The organism is Klebsiella planticola, from assembly GCF_000783935.2.
In the GTDB taxonomy this organism is placed as follows: Bacteria; Pseudomonadota; Gammaproteobacteria; order Enterobacterales; family Enterobacteriaceae; genus Klebsiella; species Klebsiella planticola.
This window is the reverse complement of record NZ_CP026047.1, coordinates 1672476-1688306: the sequence shown is the minus strand read 5'-3', so window position 1 is coordinate 1688306 and position 15831 is coordinate 1672476. Positions and strand designations below refer to the sequence as shown.

The window sequence follows — 15831 nt, the reverse complement described above, 5'->3', positions numbered from 1 at the left end:
GGCTGCTTTCGGTGGCTGGCTGCTTCTGTATTTTCTCCGCCGCGTGGTTCTGCCTGTGGAGCATCAGCCTGCACCTGGTCGAACGACCGGATCTTGCCGTCCTGCTGTTCCCCTTTGGCCTGCGGCTGGGTTTGATGCTGCAGTGTCCGCGCGGCTACTGGCCGGTGTTACTGGGCGCTGAATGGCTGTTGATCTTCTGGCTGGCGCAGGAAGTGGCGCTGGCGCATCCGATAATATTGATGATCGGTAGCGTGCTGGCGCTGCTGCCGGTGGCGCTCATTTCACGCTATCGTCACCAGCGCGACTGGCTCACATTGCTGCGTCAGGGCGGGGCGCTGATTGCCGCCGCGCTGCTGCAATCACTGCCGTGGATGAGCGAAGGGAGCGACGGACTGAACGCGCTGCTGTTGACGTTAACCGGCGGCCTGACGCTGGCCCCGACCTGCCTGGTTATCTGGCACTATCTCACCAGCACCGTCTGGCGACCGCTGGGGCCATCGCTGGTTTCACAGCCGGTCAACTGGCGAGGGCGGCATCTTATCTGGTATCTGCTGCTGTTTACCGTCAGCCTCTGGCTACAGCTGGGACTGCCCGCCGAGCTCTCGCGTTTTACCCCTTTCTGCCTGGCGCTGCCGATCATCGCTTTAGCCTGGCATTACGGCTGGCAGGGGGCGCTGATCGCCGCGCTGATGAACGCTATCGCGTTAATCGCCAGCCAGACCTGGCACGATCATCCGGTGGATTTGCTGCTCTCACTGCTGGCGCAGAGCCTGACCGGGCTGCTGCTTGGCGCCGGAATTCAGCGTCTGCGCGAGCTGAACCAGTCGCTGCAAAGCGAGCTGGCGCGTAACCGGCGGCTGGCGGAGCGGCTGCTGGAAACGGAAGAGAGCGTGCGCCGGGACGTGGCGCGCGAGCTGCATGATGATATTGGCCAGACCATCACCGCGATTCGCACCCAGGCCGGGATTGTGCAGCGTCTGGCGCCGGAAAACGGCGGCGTGAAACAGAGCGGTCAGCTGATTGAGCAGCTTTCGCTAGGGGTTTACGACTCGGTTCGTCGGCTGCTGGGTCGGCTGCGCCCGCGTCAGCTCGACGATCTGACCCTTGAACAGGCGGTACGTTCGCTGATGCGCGAAATGGAGCTGGAAGATCGCGGGATCATCAGCCATCTCGACTGGCGCATTGATGAGGCCGCCTTGAGCGAAAACCAGCGCGTGACGCTGTTCCGCGTCTGTCAGGAAGGGCTGAATAATATCGTCAAACATGCCAGCGCCAGCGCGGTGACGCTGCAGGGCTGGCAGCAGGATCAACGGCTGATGCTGGTACTTGAGGATGATGGCTGCGGGCTGCCGCCGGGTACCGGGCAGCAGGGCTTTGGTCTGACCGGTATGCGCGAACGCGTGACGGCGCTGGGCGGTACGCTCACTATCTCCTGCACGCACGGCACCCGTGTCTGCGTCAGCCTGCCGCGCCGTTATGTTTGAGGAGTCATGATGCTGAGCTTTCTGAAATCCCCGCCCGATGCCGCGCCGGTTACCGATAAGCAGGCGCTGGATGAGCGTTATCGCTACTGGCGGCGTCATATTCTGCTGACCATCTGGCTGGGCTATGCCCTGTTTTATTTCACGCGCAAAAGCTTTAACGCCGCGGTGCCGGAAATTCTCGCCAGCAACGTCCTGACCCGCAGCGATATTGGCCTGCTGGCGACGCTGTTTTACATCACCTACGGGCTGTCGAAGTTTTTCTCCGGCATCGTCAGCGACCGTTCCAACGCCCGTTATTTTATGGGGCTGGGCCTTATCGCCACCGGCGTGGTCAATATTCTGTTTGGCTTCTCCACCTCGCTATGGGCGTTCGCCCTGCTGTGGGCGCTGAACGCCTTTTTCCAGGGCTGGGGGTCGCCGGTGTGCGCCCGTCTGCTGACGGCCTGGTATTCGCGAACCGAGCGCGGCGGCTGGTGGGCATTGTGGAATACCGCGCATAACGTCGGCGGGGCGCTGATTCCGATGGTGGTCGGCGCGGCGGCGCTACACTACGGCTGGCGTACCGGGATGATGATTGCCGGGATGCTGGCGATTCTCGCCGGGCTGTTCCTCTGCTGGCGACTGCGCGACCGGCCGCAGGTCGTCGGGCTGCCTGCGGTGGGCGACTGGCGGCATGACGAGCTGGAGATTGCCCAGCAGCAGGAGGGGGCGGGTCTGACGCGCAAAGAGATTCTTACCAAATACGTACTGCTCAATCCCTATATCTGGCTGCTGTCGTTGTGCTACGTGCTGGTATACGTGGTGCGGGCGGCGATTAACGACTGGGGCAACCTGTATATGTCGGAGACGCTGGGCGTCGATCTGGTGACCGCTAATTCGGCGGTAACGATGTTCGAACTGGGTGGTTTTATTGGCGCGCTGGTGGCGGGATGGGGCTCGGATAAGCTGTTTAACGGCAACCGTGGACCGATGAACCTGATTTTCGCCGCCGGTATTTTGCTCTCGGTCGGCGGTTTGTGGCTGATGCCTTTCGCCAGCTATGTGATGCAGGCGGCCTGCTTCTTTACCACCGGTTTCTTTGTGTTTGGCCCCCAGATGCTGATTGGCATGGCGGCGGCGGAGTGTTCCCACAAAGAAGCGGCGGGCGCGGCAACCGGGTTTGTCGGGCTGTTTGCCTATCTCGGGGCGTCGCTGTCCGGCTGGCCGCTGGCGCAGATTATGGAAATCTGGCACTGGAGCGGTTTTTTCGTGGTCATCGCTATTGCCGCCGGCATTTCCGCGTTGCTGCTGCTGCCATTTTTAAACGCTCAGGCACCCAGAACCGCCAGCGAAGCGTGACCTGTCTCTCCTTTTTACCCCGAGCGAGGCAAAACTAAGAAATTTTCCCGGTTCCGCCTGGACACTGTCTCAGGCCAGTCGCAGCGCGGCTTTTTACAATGCCTGCCATTCGCAGGTATAAAAATTAGCCCGGAGTGTCCTATGCTGGCCTTTCTAAACCAGGTGCGCAAGCCGACCCTGGATCTGCCGCTCGATGTGCGGCGTAAAATGTGGTTCAAACCGTTCATGCAGTCCTATCTGGTGGTCTTTATTGGCTACCTGACGATGTATCTGATCCGCAAAAACTTTAACATTGCCCAGAACGATATGATCTCCACCTACGGGTTGAGCATGACCCAGCTGGGGATGATTGGCCTTGGCTTCTCGATCACCTACGGCGTGGGTAAAACGCTGGTGTCTTACTACGCAGACGGTAAAAACACCAAGCAGTTCCTGCCGTTTATGCTGATCCTCTCCGCCATCTGTATGCTCGGCTTTAGCGCCAGTATGGGGGCCGGTTCAACCAGTCTGTTCCTGATGATCGCCTTCTATGCGCTGAGCGGTTTCTTCCAGAGCACCGGCGGTTCGTGTAGCTATTCGACCATTACCAAATGGACGCCACGTCGTAAGCGCGGCACCTTCCTCGGCTTCTGGAATATCTCTCACAACCTCGGCGGCGCGGGCGCTGCGGGCGTGGCGCTGTTTGGCGCGAACTATTTGTTCGACGGCCACGTCATCGGCATGTTCATCTTCCCGTCGATTATTGCGCTGATTGTCGGCTTTATCGGTCTGCGTTTTGGTAGCGACTCTCCGGAATCTTACGGCCTCGGTAACGCGGAAGAGCTGTTTGGCGAAGAGATCAGCGAAGAGGATAAAGAGACGGAAGAGAACGCCATGACCAAATGGCAGATTTTCGTCGAGTATGTCCTGAAAAACAAAGTCATCTGGCTGCTGTGCTTCTCCAACATCTTCCTCTATGTGGTGCGCATCGGTATCGATCAGTGGTCGACGGTCTATGCCTTCCAGGAGCTGAAGCTTTCCAAAGAGGTGGCGATTCAGGGCTTTACCCTGTTTGAAGTCGGGGCGCTGGTCGGCACGCTGCTGTGGGGTTGGCTGTCGGATCTGGCGAACGGCCGTCGTGCGCTGGTGGCCTGTATCGCGCTGGCGTTAATCATCGCCACCCTGGGTGTTTACCAGCATGCCAGCAACCAGTATGTCTATCTGATGTCGCTGTTTGCCTTAGGCTTCCTGGTCTTTGGCCCGCAGCTGCTGATCGGCGTGGCGGCGGTGGGCTTCGTCCCGAAAAAAGCCATCGGCGCGGCGGACGGTATCAAAGGCACCTTCGCTTATCTGATAGGCGACAGCTTTGCCAAACTGGGACTGGGGATGATTGCCGACGGCACGCCGGTCTTTGGCCTGACTGGCTGGGCGGGTACCTTTGCGGCGCTGGATGCGGCAGCTATCGGCTGTATCTGCCTGATGGCCATCGTCGCGGTCTTTGAAGAACGTAAAATTCGTCGCGAGAAAAAGAAACCCATCCTGCAGAATGCCTGAGTGATGAGTATGGGTAACGTTGCCCGGCATTTATGCCGGGCTTTTTTATTTCAGGCCTGCCAGGCGCGCCAGGCGTGGATGAAGCGTTGCGCTTTTTCCGCGGTTTCCGCCTGGGACTGTTCAGCACGATACAGATCGCTCCCTAATCCCGCCCCTTCGCAACCGGCCCGGAGATAATCTGCGAGATTTGTCGCGGTGATGCCACCCACAGCGTACAGTCGGGTGTTCGACGGCAGTATTGCCCGAAGCGAGCGAATGTAGCCAGGCCCGACATCACCTGCAGGGAAGATCTTCAGCATGCTGGCGCCATGCCTGAGGGCGGTCAACGCCTCGCTGGCCGTCAGACAGCCGATACAGGTAGCCATTCCCGCAGATGTCGCGGCCTTGATGACGGAGATATCGGTATTGGGTGTAAGGATAAATTCGCAGCCCGCCTCTTTTAGTATGGCGACCTCTCGCGGGGTGGTTACCGTACCGGCGCCGATTCGCATCCGGTCGCCGTAATGTTTTACGGCAAGCACAATACTTTGTTGCCAGTTGGGGGAATTAAGCGGGATCTCTACCTGCGTAAAACCCGCACGATACAGTTCCGCCATGTGCACCAGTACATCATCTGGGGTTACCCCGCGCAGGATGGCGACCAGAGGAAGAGAGTCAGATGTGGTCATGAAGAAGTCTCCTGATGCCGTTAAGAAAGGCCGCTTCACCGCTGAAGGGGCGACAGGTGAGGCCAAAAAGGGTAAAAACGCTTTGGTATCGCGCCAGTAGCGCATCGTTACCGACCAGAACTACGCTTTCCGTGGATGAAATGGCGTATTGCTCGTACATCCGGGCGACTTCGTGACCAATCAGCAGTCCAGAGAGGGCGCTATGCAGAGCGTCAGAAGGCAGGGCGCCGCAGAGCATACGTGCGCGCAGCGCAAAGGTTCCTCGCGACAGGCAGCACTCTTGTGCTCCCAGTCGTGCGCCATCAAGAAATGCCTGGTGATCTTCCCGATGCCCGTCTTGTGGCTGGGACAGCACGGAGTAGTGGCTTAGCAAGTGAAAGAACTCCCCGGTCATGATGGTTTGAAAATCACCGATGCGCTCCCTCTCCATGCGTACCCATTTGCTGTGGGTGCCGGGAAAGACATACCACTCCTCTACATTCAGTGCGCCCAGGAGTTGCGTTTCCTCTCCACGCATCACGTTGAAATGTTCCGGGCCGTTGAGCTGGAGCCCGGGGACAATCCACACCGGTAGAGGCCCGGCATTTTCGACCGGCGTCAGGTTTGAGGAGAGCGCTGAAACGGATGTCGGACAGGGAATATAGGGCACGGCAAGCCAGCCGAGATTACTACCGATCATGCCGCTCATGATGACAATGGTGTCAGGGGCCAGGGGATGCGGACACCGTGAGAGGATGGTGAGCCAGAGCTCTTTAAACGCTCCCGGTTGTTGGTGGGTTACCCCTTCGCGACTATGATAAGTCCAGATCGCTTCACCTTGCTGAAATAGCCACAGGCGCAGATTGCTGCTACCCCAGTCCACGGCAATATAGTTTTGTAGATTGAACATCAAGCATTCCTGATGGATAAAACGGCCTGTTGCCAGGCCGTGGATGAGAGAGTTACTGCTCTGAAATTTCCATTTTCTTATCGAAATTGATGCACAAAGAGCAAACCAGATACCCCACCGCTGCGAGGGCGAAGAACATCATTGCGGCGTAATAATTACCGGTGAATTGCACAAGGAAACCGATAAAAATCGGCAGGATGGCGGCGAACAGATTGCTGGTAAAGTTCATGGTGCCGCAGATAGTCCCTGCTACGGATTGAGCGCCGAGAAGGCCCGGAATAGACCAGTAAACGCTTGCCCAGCGCAGGGGGAACAGGGCGATAGTGAGAAGCGTAATCGCGATGCCTGGCGTACTGCTTTGCGCGCAAAGAAATATTCCTATGCCAGCAGTAATGGCTGAAATCGACAGCATGGTATGCATAACGCGGCTGGTTTTACCGCCTTTACTGCGCCATTTATCCATGATGTAGCCCCCGGTTAGTTGGCCGACAAAACACAGCAGGAAAATAATCGCCATGGCACCACCCATAGACTTAATATCGAAGCCGTAGGTAGCCTGGAAATATAACGGGAGCCAGGTCATGAGACCATAGAAGACAAAGCTATAGCAAACCCATCCACAAATTAACGCAATAACATTACGTTGTTTTAAATAAGGTTTGATATCAGCGAGACGATATTTTTTACCAGAGGTGGAATCTCCATTGGCTTCAGTAATATGATCCAGTTCAGCTTTGTTAATCCCAGGGTGTTCAGAAGGATAGGTACGAATATACCACCAGGCAAGAAAACCTATAGCGATAGTCCCCACCCCGGCAATGATGAAGGCCATCCGCCAGGAATCAAACTGAGCAATAAGTCCGGCAATGATTACGGCACCCAGTGCGGTACCTAACGGCGCACCGCCATCCAGCAGCATTGAACCGCGGCCGCGTTCAGTCGGGGTCAGCCAGGTCCCCATCAGCTTTGCGCCCGCGGGCATAATGGGGGACTCGGCGATACCCAGCCCAATGCGTGAAATTGAGAGGGTAAAAATAGAATGACAGAGGGCGGCGATAGCCTGAAATGCACCCCATAAAATTGTGGCGATAGCAATAATATTTCGGGCTTTAAATTTATCAGCAATGACCCCGCTGGGTATTTGCATGAGCGCATAGGCCCAGAAGAATGCACTGTGAATAACACCAACCACACGCGTGTCGGTAATACCGAATTCATCGGTAATATAGGGCATGGCAATGGATAAAGAGGTGCGGTCAATATAGTTAATTGCTCCCAGAATAAGCATGACAATAAATATTCGCCATCTTACCGTTGTCGCTTTGAGCTTTTCTTCTTCAGTATGGACATTGACATGAGACATAGATGCTCCTTGCCATGCCCAATAATGAGCATGGCGATACGAGGTATTATAATTATCAGGGTAACTTACATAATGGAACCGATAGTCCAGGGAACAAACTCCTGGCTACCATAACCAAACTCTTCGCTTTTTGTTTTTTTCCCGGACGCCATTTCAAGGATCATTTGATATAAACGTTCACCGACCTGTGCAATTGTCTCTTCACCTTCAACAATGGTGCCACAATTAATATCCATATCTTCCTGCTGGCGTTGCCATAAGGCATTGTTGGTGGCGAGTTTCAGGCTTGGGGTGGGTTTAGAGCCAAACGCAGAACCGCGGCCAGTCGTGAAGCACAGCAGGTTTGCGCCTCCGGCAATTTGCCCGGTGACCGCAATGGGGTCATACCCGGGAGTATCCATAAATACGAATCCTTTTTCCGTTACCGGTTCGGCATATTCATAAACAGCGGTTAAATTTGTGGTTCCTGCCTTAGCAATTCCCCCAAGCGATTTTTCCAGGATGGTGGTCAGTCCACCAACTTTATTACCCGCTGAGGGGTTATTGTTCATCTCGCTCCCGGTACGGCGACAATAATCTTCCCACCAATGAATACGAGCGATGAGTTTTTCACCGACTTCACGACTGACGGCGCGGCGGGTCAGGAGATGTTCAGCACCATAGATCTCTGACGTTTCCGAGAGGATTGCGGTACCCCCTTGCTGCACCAGTTTATCAACCGCGTAACCGAGTGCGGGATTGGCAGAGATACCGGAATAGCTATCTGACCCCCCACATTCAAGGGCCAGAATGATTTCTGCCGCTGGAATCGGCTCCCGTTGTACCTGGTTTGCCTGCGGCAGCATTTCGTTGATGAGCTCAATGCCCCTGGCAATAGCATGGCGGGTACCGCCGATCTCCTGAATCGTGAAGCTGTGCAGCATGGGCCCATCGCTTAAGCCATGGGTGTTCATCATGTCTTTGATTTGGCTGGATTCACATCCGAGACCAATGATGATCACGCCAGCAAAATTGACATGAGTGGCATAACCCGCCATGGTTCGACGCATGACCTCCATCGATTCGCTTTTTGAACCAATGGCGCAACCAAAACTTTGCGGTAGCGCGACAACGCCATCCACGTTGGGATAGTCGCCGAGACCATGAAGCCGAAAGTGATCTTCAATGGCTTTGACAACGGTAGCGCTGCAGTTAACTGAACTCAGTACGCCAATGTAGTTGCGGGTTGCTGCCCGTCCATCGGCCCGGCGTATGCCCATAAATGTATCCTGGTGCCCGGCAGGCGGCAGGGTATGACAGTCTTCCCCCCAACCATACTCGCGCTCAAAATCGCCCATGCCGAGGTTTTGCATATGAATATGCTCACCACGACGAATAGACTGGGTAGCAAACCCGATAATCTGTCCGTAGCGTTTTACCGCTTCACCTGCGGCAATATCACGAATGGCAATTTTATGACCGGCGGGGATATCGCTGAGGGTTTTCAATTGTTCTTCAGGAAGCCAGGTACCGGCGGCGACCGGTTGTCTGGCGATGACGACATCATCTTTATCATTTAGTTTGAGTACAGGGTTTGTGTTCATTGACATTGCTCTCTTAGAATTTATTGGCTAATGCGGGCCAGAACGTTTTTAACGTACTCCGTTTTCTCAGCATTGAGCGGCAGGGCTGGAGGTACAACGGCAGTAGAAATATCCAGGCCACTTAAATTTATTGCCGCTTTAATCACGCCAAAAAACGGTTGTTCAAGGGCATACAGCGGGGAAAGCCTGGCCAGCTGCTTTTGGTAAAGACGGGCAGCAGTCATATCGCCATCAAGGAACGCCTGGTAAATCCCTCGCGTAATCTGCGGCGCGAAATTAAACGTCGCGGGAATGCCGCCGTGACCACCCAACAGCAGGGTATCCAGCATGTATTCGTCATAACCGCTAAATATGATGAAATCCGGGCGAAAAGCATGTACCCGATTGATGATTTCGCGGGTATGGCTGATGTTATCAATGGTGTCTTTAATACCAACGATGTTGGGCACGTCCTGGGCCAGACGCGTAATAACCTCAATGCCAATATCCTGACCGGTCAGTTCGGGAAAATTATAGAGAAATACGGGGGTGTTTAATGCGTCTGCGACCCGCTTATAATGGGTATAACGCGCTTCGTCACTTAATTTGGCATAATAGGGATTGACGACGAGTACGCCATCCGCACCATGCTGCTGGGCATGTAAACCCAGTTCAATGGTTTCCGCCGTACCGGCACAGGCGATACCCATTAGCACCGGGACCCTGCCTTTTATATGCTGGAGACAAAATTCAGCAATCTCTTTACGTTGGCAGTTCGATAAATGGGAAAACTCCCCGCCGCTGCCAAGAATCAGCACCCCGTCAGCGCCATTAGCTATTACATGATCCAGCATACGGGCCATGCCTGGGCGATCGAGTTCACCTTGTTCATTGACAATGGTCGGTACCGGTGGAAATACACCCTTAAATGCGGCTGTCATTTTAACTCCTTTGTTCTATATATGGAACTAGTGTTCTGTATGTTGAATCAAGTACAGCAAAACATCGCGCATTTCGTCAACGGTTTTTGTAGAACTAATGAACAATTGTGACTCGTGTCGTATTTAAAACGGAATGCCCGGTAGAGCCAGGGAGGTCACGGATTTGTGCAAAAAAGCCTCATCGCGGAGAGAATAGAATGGGGTATACTGATGGGAGTGTATGAATCAAAAGATCAATTTGCGTATGAACAAGGATATAACAACACCGGTACCCGCCCTCGATAAGACAGTCAAAATCTGTGATTACCTGTTCAATTCGCCCGGCGCTACATTCAGCCAGATTCAGCAGGATTTGGGCTTACCGAAAAGCAGCACGTCCTCGTTGCTCAATGCGTTGGTTGATCACCATCTATTGCGCCTGGAAAAAGGTCGTTTTTTCCTCGGGCTAAAGCTTTATGAGTGGGGAAACCGCTCGCTGGAGCAGTTTGATATTCGCAACGTCGCACTGCCTGTGCTGGAAAAGCTGAGAGAACAAACCGATCTGACCTGTCATCTGGGTATTCTTGATGAAGTTGCGCCGATCTATGTACTGAAACTTGAGAATACACAGCCAATCGGAATTCGTACCTGGGTGGGTAAAAAGCTGCCTCTGCACAGTTCTGGGGTGGGGAAAGCGCTATGTGCCTGGCTACCTGCAGAAAAAATAGACCAGCTGTTACCGGAAGAGAGGCTTCCGAGCTTTACCGCTACGACTATCACCAGTAAAACCCTTCTGATGCAGGAGTTTGCCAGGATTCGTGAGCAAGGGTGGGCATTTGACAACGCGGAAGATTCGCCGGGCATTTATTGTATTGCGGCTCCGGTCTTTAACCGCTCTCGGGAAGTAATTGCTGCGGTCAGCATCAGCGGCGTGGAGCTGCAAATGCCCAAAGACCGTATTCCCCGATACTCCGTTCTGGTTCGCGAGGCATGCCAGGCTCTCTCGGCAAAACTGGTTTAATTCGTCGCACCTCGCGGAGCCGTTTCTCGTACCGACTTCCGTGATACACATCCGCTATTTTCGACTGTTTAAGACAGCCGGCTCTCATCATGGCTGGCCCCAGCCGCGATAAGTCACATTATGCTATGCCCGGGAGTCGACAGCGGGCAAATTCCCATTATGATAGTGGGGCTGCGGTAGAATGAGAGGAAGCATGATCTGGTTAGGATTGGCCACGCTGGTGGTAGTTTTTGTTGTCGGATTTCGGGTACTTACCTCTGATTCACGCCGTGCTATTCGCCGCCTGAGCGAACGGTTAGCCATTACCCCGGTGCCGCTGGAATCGATGATCGATCAGCTGGGAAAAACCGCCGGAAATGAGTACCTTCATTACCTTGAGCGCCCCAATGAGGCGCATCTGCAAAACGCCGCCCAGGTCCTGCTGATCTGGCAGGTGGGGATTGTGGATAGCAGTGAACAGAACCTGCACTACTGGTTCCGCCAGATGCAAAAAGCCCGCCTGGCTGCACCGATTACCGATGCGCAGATCCGTCTGGCACAAGGATTTCTGCGCGAGCTGGACCCGGAGCTGAGCGAGATTGTCGCCCTGCAGCAGCGCTATAACGCGCTGTTTTTACCTGAAGACGGCGTGCACTGGCTGCACTGATTACCTTGTCGGCCACCGGATATCTGATCGCGCTGCGGCCCGTTACTGGCGGGCTTGGGTTTATTCACGCACAATAATCAAGCCTGAAGTTGTCAAAACGTTAAATTAGTCACACACAAAATGTTACACTGCGCAGCTTTTCCGCCATTCAACCTTGCAGGTAACTGATGACTCCTCTGAATGAAGCCAAACAACATGCCAGCGAACATGCGCGGCCAAACTGGTCGGCGGTATTCGCGGTGGCCTTCTGCGTGGCCTGCCTGATTACCGTTGAGTTTTTACCGGTGAGTTTGCTGACGCCGATGGCCCAGGATCTGGGGATTTCTGAAGGGCTGGCCGGCCAGTCGGTCACCACCACGGCGTTTGTGGCGATGTTCGCCAGCCTGTTTATCACCTCCATGATTCGCAGTACCGATCGCCGCTATGTGGTGATTCTCTTCTCGGTTCTGCTAACGGTATCCTGTCTGCTGGTCTCTTTCGCCAATAGCTTTGCGCTGCTGCTGGTGGGCCGAGCCTGTCTCGGGCTGGCGCTGGGCGGCTTCTGGGCGATGTCCGCCTCGCTGACGATGCGCCTTGTCCCGATGCGGGTGGTGCCAAAAGCGCTGTCGGTTATCTTTGGCGCGGTGTCGATTGCGCTGGTGATTGCCGCGCCGTTGGGGAGCTTTCTGGGCGGCGTTATCGGCTGGCGTAACGTCTTTAATGCGGCGGCGGTGATGGGCGTACTCTGTACGCTTTGGGTGCTGAAGGTGCTGCCCTCTTTACCCGGCGAAGCGCCGCATCAACAGCAAAATATGTTCGGCCTGCTGAAACGCCCCGGCGTGATGGCCGGGATGTGCGCCATTTTTATGGCCTTTGCCGGGCAATTTGCCTTCTTTACCTATATTCGTCCGGTCTATATGACCCTCGCCGGTTTTGATGTTGATGGCCTGACGCTGGTGTTGCTGAGCTTCGGTATTGCCAGCTTTATCGGTACCTCGCTGTCATCGATGATCCTTAAGCATTCGGTGAAAATGGCCCTGACGGTTGCGCCGCTGCTGCTGGCGATTTGTGCGACGACGCTGGTGCTGTGGGGAGAAAGCCAGGTGATAGCGTCGGCGGTGGCGGTTATCTGGGGCTTTGCATTTGCATTGATTCCGGTGGGGTGGTCAACGTGGATCACCCGCTCGCTCTCCGACCAGGCTGAGAAGGCCGGCTCAATCCAGGTGGCGGTCATTCAGCTGGCCAATACCTGTGGTGCGGCGGTGGGGGGCGTGGCGCTGGACCATCTTGGCCTGCTATCGCCGCTGGTGATTTCCGGCGCGTTGATGCTGTTGACCGGCCTGCTGGTGGCTGGCAAAGTCCGGGTGTAGTCGGGACTACGTTTCACGGGCAGGGCAACCCGGGCAAGGTGCGTATGACCCCGCCCGGGAAAAGGCAGTGAAATCTATGGGCGTTCGCCTTTTGCCAGGCGGGCGTTAATCTCGGCAATCACTCCCGGCAGGTCCGCCAGCGTATCAACCACATAATGCGCCCCTGCGGCATACAGCTTGCTTGCTGCAATCTCGCGGCGGGTGGCTATCTCTTCCGTCGTCATGGCCTGATATTCTTCCCAGGTGGCGCCAAACTCGTTGCCGGAAACCGCCAGGCCGACGCTCCACATGCCGGCGTTGAGCCCTTCGGTGATCCCGGGGGCGGCATCGTCCACCTTCACACAGTGAGCGACGGCATCAATGCCCAGAACAACGACGTTTTGCAGCGCCATCCACGGGCCTGGACGGCCGCCGGCCGCGAGGTCGTCGGTGGCGACCCAGTAGTCCGGCGCATAGCCAAGGGCGGTGGCGGCGGGCACCAGCTTCTCCATTACCGGGCGCGGGTATCCCGAACAGGAACCAATCTTCAGTCCTTCGGCGCGAAATGCGGAAATTGTGTCGACAACACCGGCAATCGGTGCAGAAAAGTCGACAACTTTGGCAATTTGCAGCGGCATAAAAGCGGCGTAAATCGCGTCAATATCGGCAGCGCTCATCGCCCGGCCGAATTTTGCCTGCCAGCGCGCGTCCACGGAGGGTAATTTACCCAGCGCTTCAATATGCTGCCACTTGCCAAGCCCCATCGGGACACGGGCTTCAGCCAGGGTGATATCGACATCAAATGCCTGATGAAAGGCCTCGACGAAAATTTGCGTTGGCGCAAATGAGCCGAAATCCACGGTGGTGCCAGCCCAGTCAAGGATCAGTGCGGTAATACGGTTCATGGCGGTTCCTCAGTGAGTCCAGTACATGGCGTTGTCGATAGCGGTCAGCAGGGCGGTAATGTCGGCGTCATAAACCTCGCCAATATTGCCAATACGGAAACAGTCGCTCTGCGAGACTTTGCCCGGATAGATAACAAAGCCCTGCTCTTTCAGCTTCTGGTAGAACGCCTTGAAGTGGTACTGCGGCGCGTCCGGAGAGTAAAACGCGGTAATGATCGGTGAATGCAGGCTATCGTCCAGCAGCGGCTGGAAGCCCAGCGCACGCATCCCGGCGACCAGACGGCGCTGGTTGGCGCTATAGCGCTGGTGGCGTGCGACTACACCGCCCTCTTCGGCCAGCTCTTTCAGCGCCTGGGCAAAAGCCAGCACGGTGTGGGTGGGGGAGGTAAAGCGCCATTTTCCATGGTTATCTTCCATGCATCGCCACTGGGCATACAGATCCAGAGACAGCGATCGCGAGCGGCCTTTACAGGTTTGCAGTTCGCTCACGCGGGCAATCACAAAGGCGAAACCCGGTACACCCTGAATGCATTTATTGGCGGAGCTAATCAGGTAATCGATATTCAGCGCGGCGATATCCATCGGAATACCACCGAAGCTGCTCATTGCATCAACGATGTAGCGTTTACCATAGCGCTGCGCCAGTACCGCTACCTCTTCGATGGGGTTAAGCATCCCGGTGGTGGTTTCGCTATGGACCATGGCAATATGAGTGATCGCCGGGTCCGTCTGCAGGATCTGTTCGATCGCTGCGACGTCTGGACGGGCGACTTCCCCGCAGTCATACGGGTGACAGGCAACGCCCATCATTTCTGCCATTTCAATCATCCGCGCCCCGTAGGCCCCGTTGCTGATAATCAGCACTTTGCTCTGCGGACCGATTGCGCTACCGAGTACCGCTTCGACCGCGTAACTGCCGCTACCCTGCAGCAGAACCGAGGTGTAGCCTTCGGCCGGGGTTGCCAGCTGTACCAGCTGCTGGCGAATGGTTTGTACGACGCCGAGATTGTAATCATCATCCCAGGTACAGCTATCGAACAGCATGGCCTCTTTTACCGTACGGGAGGTGGTCAGCGGGCCAGGGGTCAGCAGCAGGTAGTTGCGTGAAGTCATTTATCTCACCATTGGTCTATACCAGATTGGCTTTATGATGCTGATAAGGGACGCCAAAGGTCAAAGAAAAGATCGTGCTGCAACAAAAAATTCATCTCCATGGGTATAATGGCGCTATCAAATCTGCTTGCGAGTCAACATGAAATCACCCTCTGGCGAAACGCCGCAATACCTGCTGATAAAGGCGCAACTGCAGGCTCGTATCGAAAACGGGGCGTTAAAAAGCGGCGATAAACTGCCGTCAGAACGCGAGCTGTGCACTATTTTCAATACCACGCGAATTACGGTGCGCGAGAGCCTGGCGCAGCTGGAAGCCAGCGGCGTGATTTATCGTGCGGATCGCCGCGGTTGGTTTGTGACCCCGGAGCGTCTGTGGCTGGACCCGACACAAAATACCAACTTCCATAAGCTGTGCCTGGAGCAGGGGCGGGAGCCGAAAACGGTTTTGCTAAACGGTCGGTTGGCCGCGGTGCCGCTTGATGTGATGGCGCCGCTGGCGCTGCAGCCGTTCGATCAGGTTTATCTCCTGACGCGCCTGCGCTATGCCGACGGACGGGCTATTTGCTACAGCGAAAACCACTGCCTGCCGGCGCGGGTGCCGGAGCTGCTGCGCCACGATCTGAACGGCAGCCTGACCGAGATTTATCAGGCCCATTACGACCTGATATATACCAGTATGCATTTGTCGTTCTATCCAACCTCCATGCCACCGCAGGCGGCGGAGGCGCTGGGGGTGATGGAAGGGCGTCCGGCCCTGCTGCTGCGCCGTCTGAATTACGATCAGCATGGGCGTATCCTGGATTACGATATTGAGTACTGGCGCCACGATAGCCTGCGCATCGAAGTCGATACCCACTGATTTTGTTGGCCCTGTGAGGTGGGCATTATGCTGACCGGGGCCCCGTTCAGCACCCTCTTGTCACCCTGACAAAGCGCGTATGGCGCCGCCTCCAGGGGAAATTCCTGCACGACTTTTACCCTGACTACCCCCTTGCGCTTTTCATCCTTTCGACACCGTTCATTCATCGTTTTGTCATAAATCCCCGGTAGCGTGACAATCA

General features: G+C 55.6%; 14 protein-coding genes. 7 read left to right on the top strand and 7 right to left on the bottom strand.

All coding sequences use genetic code 11. The features are described 5' to 3' along the window. The first annotated feature begins 2 nt into the window (after positions 1 to 2). The 3 genes from uhpB (at position 3) to uhpT (ending at position 4355) form a co-directional block, all read left to right on the top strand. A complete protein-coding gene (gene uhpB, locus MC50_RS08160; protein ID WP_162180058.1) occupies positions 3 to 1484 on the top strand; it encodes a signal transduction histidine-protein kinase/phosphatase UhpB in 1482 nt (493 codons plus the stop codon). A 9-nt stretch (positions 1485 to 1493) separates the two neighbouring features. Continuing rightward, complete coding sequence (uhpC, locus tag MC50_RS08155) at positions 1494 to 2822, top strand: MFS transporter (RefSeq protein ID WP_047663625.1); 1329 nt, start codon at positions 1494 to 1496, stop codon at positions 2820 to 2822. Positions 2823 to 2963: 141 nt separating this feature from the next. After that, positions 2964 to 4355, top strand: a complete 1392-nt coding sequence (gene uhpT / locus MC50_RS08150; protein ID WP_032690190.1) for a hexose-6-phosphate:phosphate antiporter — start codon at positions 2964 to 2966, stop codon at positions 4353 to 4355. A 50-nt stretch (positions 4356 to 4405) separates the two neighbouring features. On the opposite strand, the gene MC50_RS08145 is transcribed toward uhpT, so the two are convergent. The 5 genes from MC50_RS08145 to MC50_RS08125 form a co-directional block, all read right to left on the bottom strand. Then, a complete protein-coding gene (locus MC50_RS08145) occupies positions 4406 to 5023 on the bottom strand; it encodes a 2-dehydro-3-deoxy-6-phosphogalactonate aldolase (RefSeq protein ID WP_032690191.1) in 618 nt (205 codons plus the stop codon). Beyond that, positions 5010 to 5912, bottom strand: coding sequence for a 2-dehydro-3-deoxygalactonokinase (locus tag MC50_RS08140; RefSeq protein ID WP_047663623.1), 903 nt, complete (start codon positions 5910 to 5912; stop codon positions 5010 to 5012). Before MC50_RS08140 ends, MC50_RS08145 begins: the two co-directional genes overlap by 14 nt. A gap of 52 nt (positions 5913 to 5964) precedes the next feature. Further along, positions 5965 to 7275, bottom strand: coding sequence for an MFS transporter (locus MC50_RS08135; RefSeq protein WP_047663621.1), 1311 nt, complete (start codon positions 7273 to 7275; stop codon positions 5965 to 5967). 65 nt (positions 7276 to 7340) lie between these two features. Further along, on the bottom strand, positions 7341 to 8858 hold the full coding sequence (locus MC50_RS08130) for a UxaA family hydrolase (protein ID WP_047663620.1): 1518 nt from the start codon (positions 8856 to 8858) through the stop codon (positions 7341 to 7343). Between the two features lie 20 nt (positions 8859 to 8878). Beyond that, on the bottom strand, positions 8879 to 9778 hold the full coding sequence (locus MC50_RS08125; RefSeq protein ID WP_032690195.1) for a dihydrodipicolinate synthase family protein: 900 nt from the start codon (positions 9776 to 9778) through the stop codon (positions 8879 to 8881). A 244-nt stretch (positions 9779 to 10022) separates the two neighbouring features. On the opposite strand from MC50_RS08125, the gene MC50_RS08120 reads away from it, so the two are divergent. From MC50_RS08120 to nepI, 3 genes are all read left to right on the top strand, one after another. Beyond that, the gene (locus tag MC50_RS08120; protein WP_032690495.1) at positions 10023 to 10778 is read left to right on the top strand and encodes an IclR family transcriptional regulator; all 756 of its coding nucleotides are present in this window, start codon (positions 10023 to 10025) and stop codon (positions 10776 to 10778) included. 193 nt (positions 10779 to 10971) lie between these two features. Then, positions 10972 to 11424 (top strand): DUF1198 family protein, encoded by a 453-nt coding sequence (locus MC50_RS08115; RefSeq protein ID WP_032690196.1) that lies wholly within the window; start codon positions 10972 to 10974, stop codon positions 11422 to 11424. Between the two features lie 167 nt (positions 11425 to 11591). Continuing rightward, the gene (gene nepI / locus MC50_RS08110; RefSeq protein WP_032690197.1) at positions 11592 to 12773 is read left to right on the top strand and encodes a purine ribonucleoside efflux pump NepI; all 1182 of its coding nucleotides are present in this window, start codon (positions 11592 to 11594) and stop codon (positions 12771 to 12773) included. Positions 12774 to 12847: 74 nt separating this feature from the next. On the opposite strand, the gene phnX is transcribed toward nepI, so the two are convergent. Together phnX and phnW are read right to left on the bottom strand one after the other, a co-directional pair. Beyond that, entirely contained in the window at positions 12848 to 13657 is an 810-nt protein-coding gene (gene phnX / locus MC50_RS08105) for a phosphonoacetaldehyde hydrolase (protein ID WP_047663617.1), read from the bottom strand. A gap of 9 nt (positions 13658 to 13666) precedes the next feature. Next, positions 13667 to 14770, bottom strand: coding sequence for a 2-aminoethylphosphonate--pyruvate transaminase (phnW, locus tag MC50_RS08100; protein WP_047663615.1), 1104 nt, complete (start codon positions 14768 to 14770; stop codon positions 13667 to 13669). A gap of 139 nt (positions 14771 to 14909) precedes the next feature. Here phnW and phnR point away from each other — a divergent pair, with 139 nt between their 5' ends. Then, the gene (gene phnR, locus MC50_RS08095; protein WP_032690200.1) at positions 14910 to 15629 is read left to right on the top strand and encodes a phosphonate utilization transcriptional regulator PhnR; all 720 of its coding nucleotides are present in this window, start codon (positions 14910 to 14912) and stop codon (positions 15627 to 15629) included. The last annotated feature ends 202 nt before the right edge of the window (positions 15630 to 15831 follow it).

Coding starts and splice junctions, on each gene's coding strand:
- uhpC (WP_047663625.1), top strand. CDS start 1,494: ATGCTGAGCTTTCTGAAATCCCCGCCCGATGCCGCGCCGGTTACCGAT.
- uhpT (WP_032690190.1), top strand. CDS start 2,964: ATGCTGGCCTTTCTAAACCAGGTGCGCAAGCCGACCCTGGATCTGCCG.
- MC50_RS08145 (WP_032690191.1), bottom strand. CDS start 5,023: ATGACCACATCTGACTCTCTTCCTCTGGTCGCCATCCTGCGCGGGGTA.
- MC50_RS08140 (WP_047663623.1), bottom strand. CDS start 5,912: ATGTTCAATCTACAAAACTATATTGCCGTGGACTGGGGTAGCAGCAAT.
- MC50_RS08135 (WP_047663621.1), bottom strand. CDS start 7,275: ATGTCTCATGTCAATGTCCATACTGAAGAAGAAAAGCTCAAAGCGACA.
- MC50_RS08130 (WP_047663620.1), bottom strand. CDS start 8,858: ATGAACACAAACCCTGTACTCAAACTAAATGATAAAGATGATGTCGTC.
- MC50_RS08125 (WP_032690195.1), bottom strand. CDS start 9,778: ATGACAGCCGCATTTAAGGGTGTATTTCCACCGGTACCGACCATTGTC.
- MC50_RS08120 (WP_032690495.1), top strand. CDS start 10,023: ATGAACAAGGATATAACAACACCGGTACCCGCCCTCGATAAGACAGTC.
- MC50_RS08115 (WP_032690196.1), top strand. CDS start 10,972: ATGATCTGGTTAGGATTGGCCACGCTGGTGGTAGTTTTTGTTGTCGGA.
- nepI (WP_032690197.1), top strand. CDS start 11,592: ATGACTCCTCTGAATGAAGCCAAACAACATGCCAGCGAACATGCGCGG.
- phnX (WP_047663617.1), bottom strand. CDS start 13,657: ATGAACCGTATTACCGCACTGATCCTTGACTGGGCTGGCACCACCGTG.
- phnW (WP_047663615.1), bottom strand. CDS start 14,770: ATGACTTCACGCAACTACCTGCTGCTGACCCCTGGCCCGCTGACCACC.
- phnR (WP_032690200.1), top strand. CDS start 14,910: ATGAAATCACCCTCTGGCGAAACGCCGCAATACCTGCTGATAAAGGCG.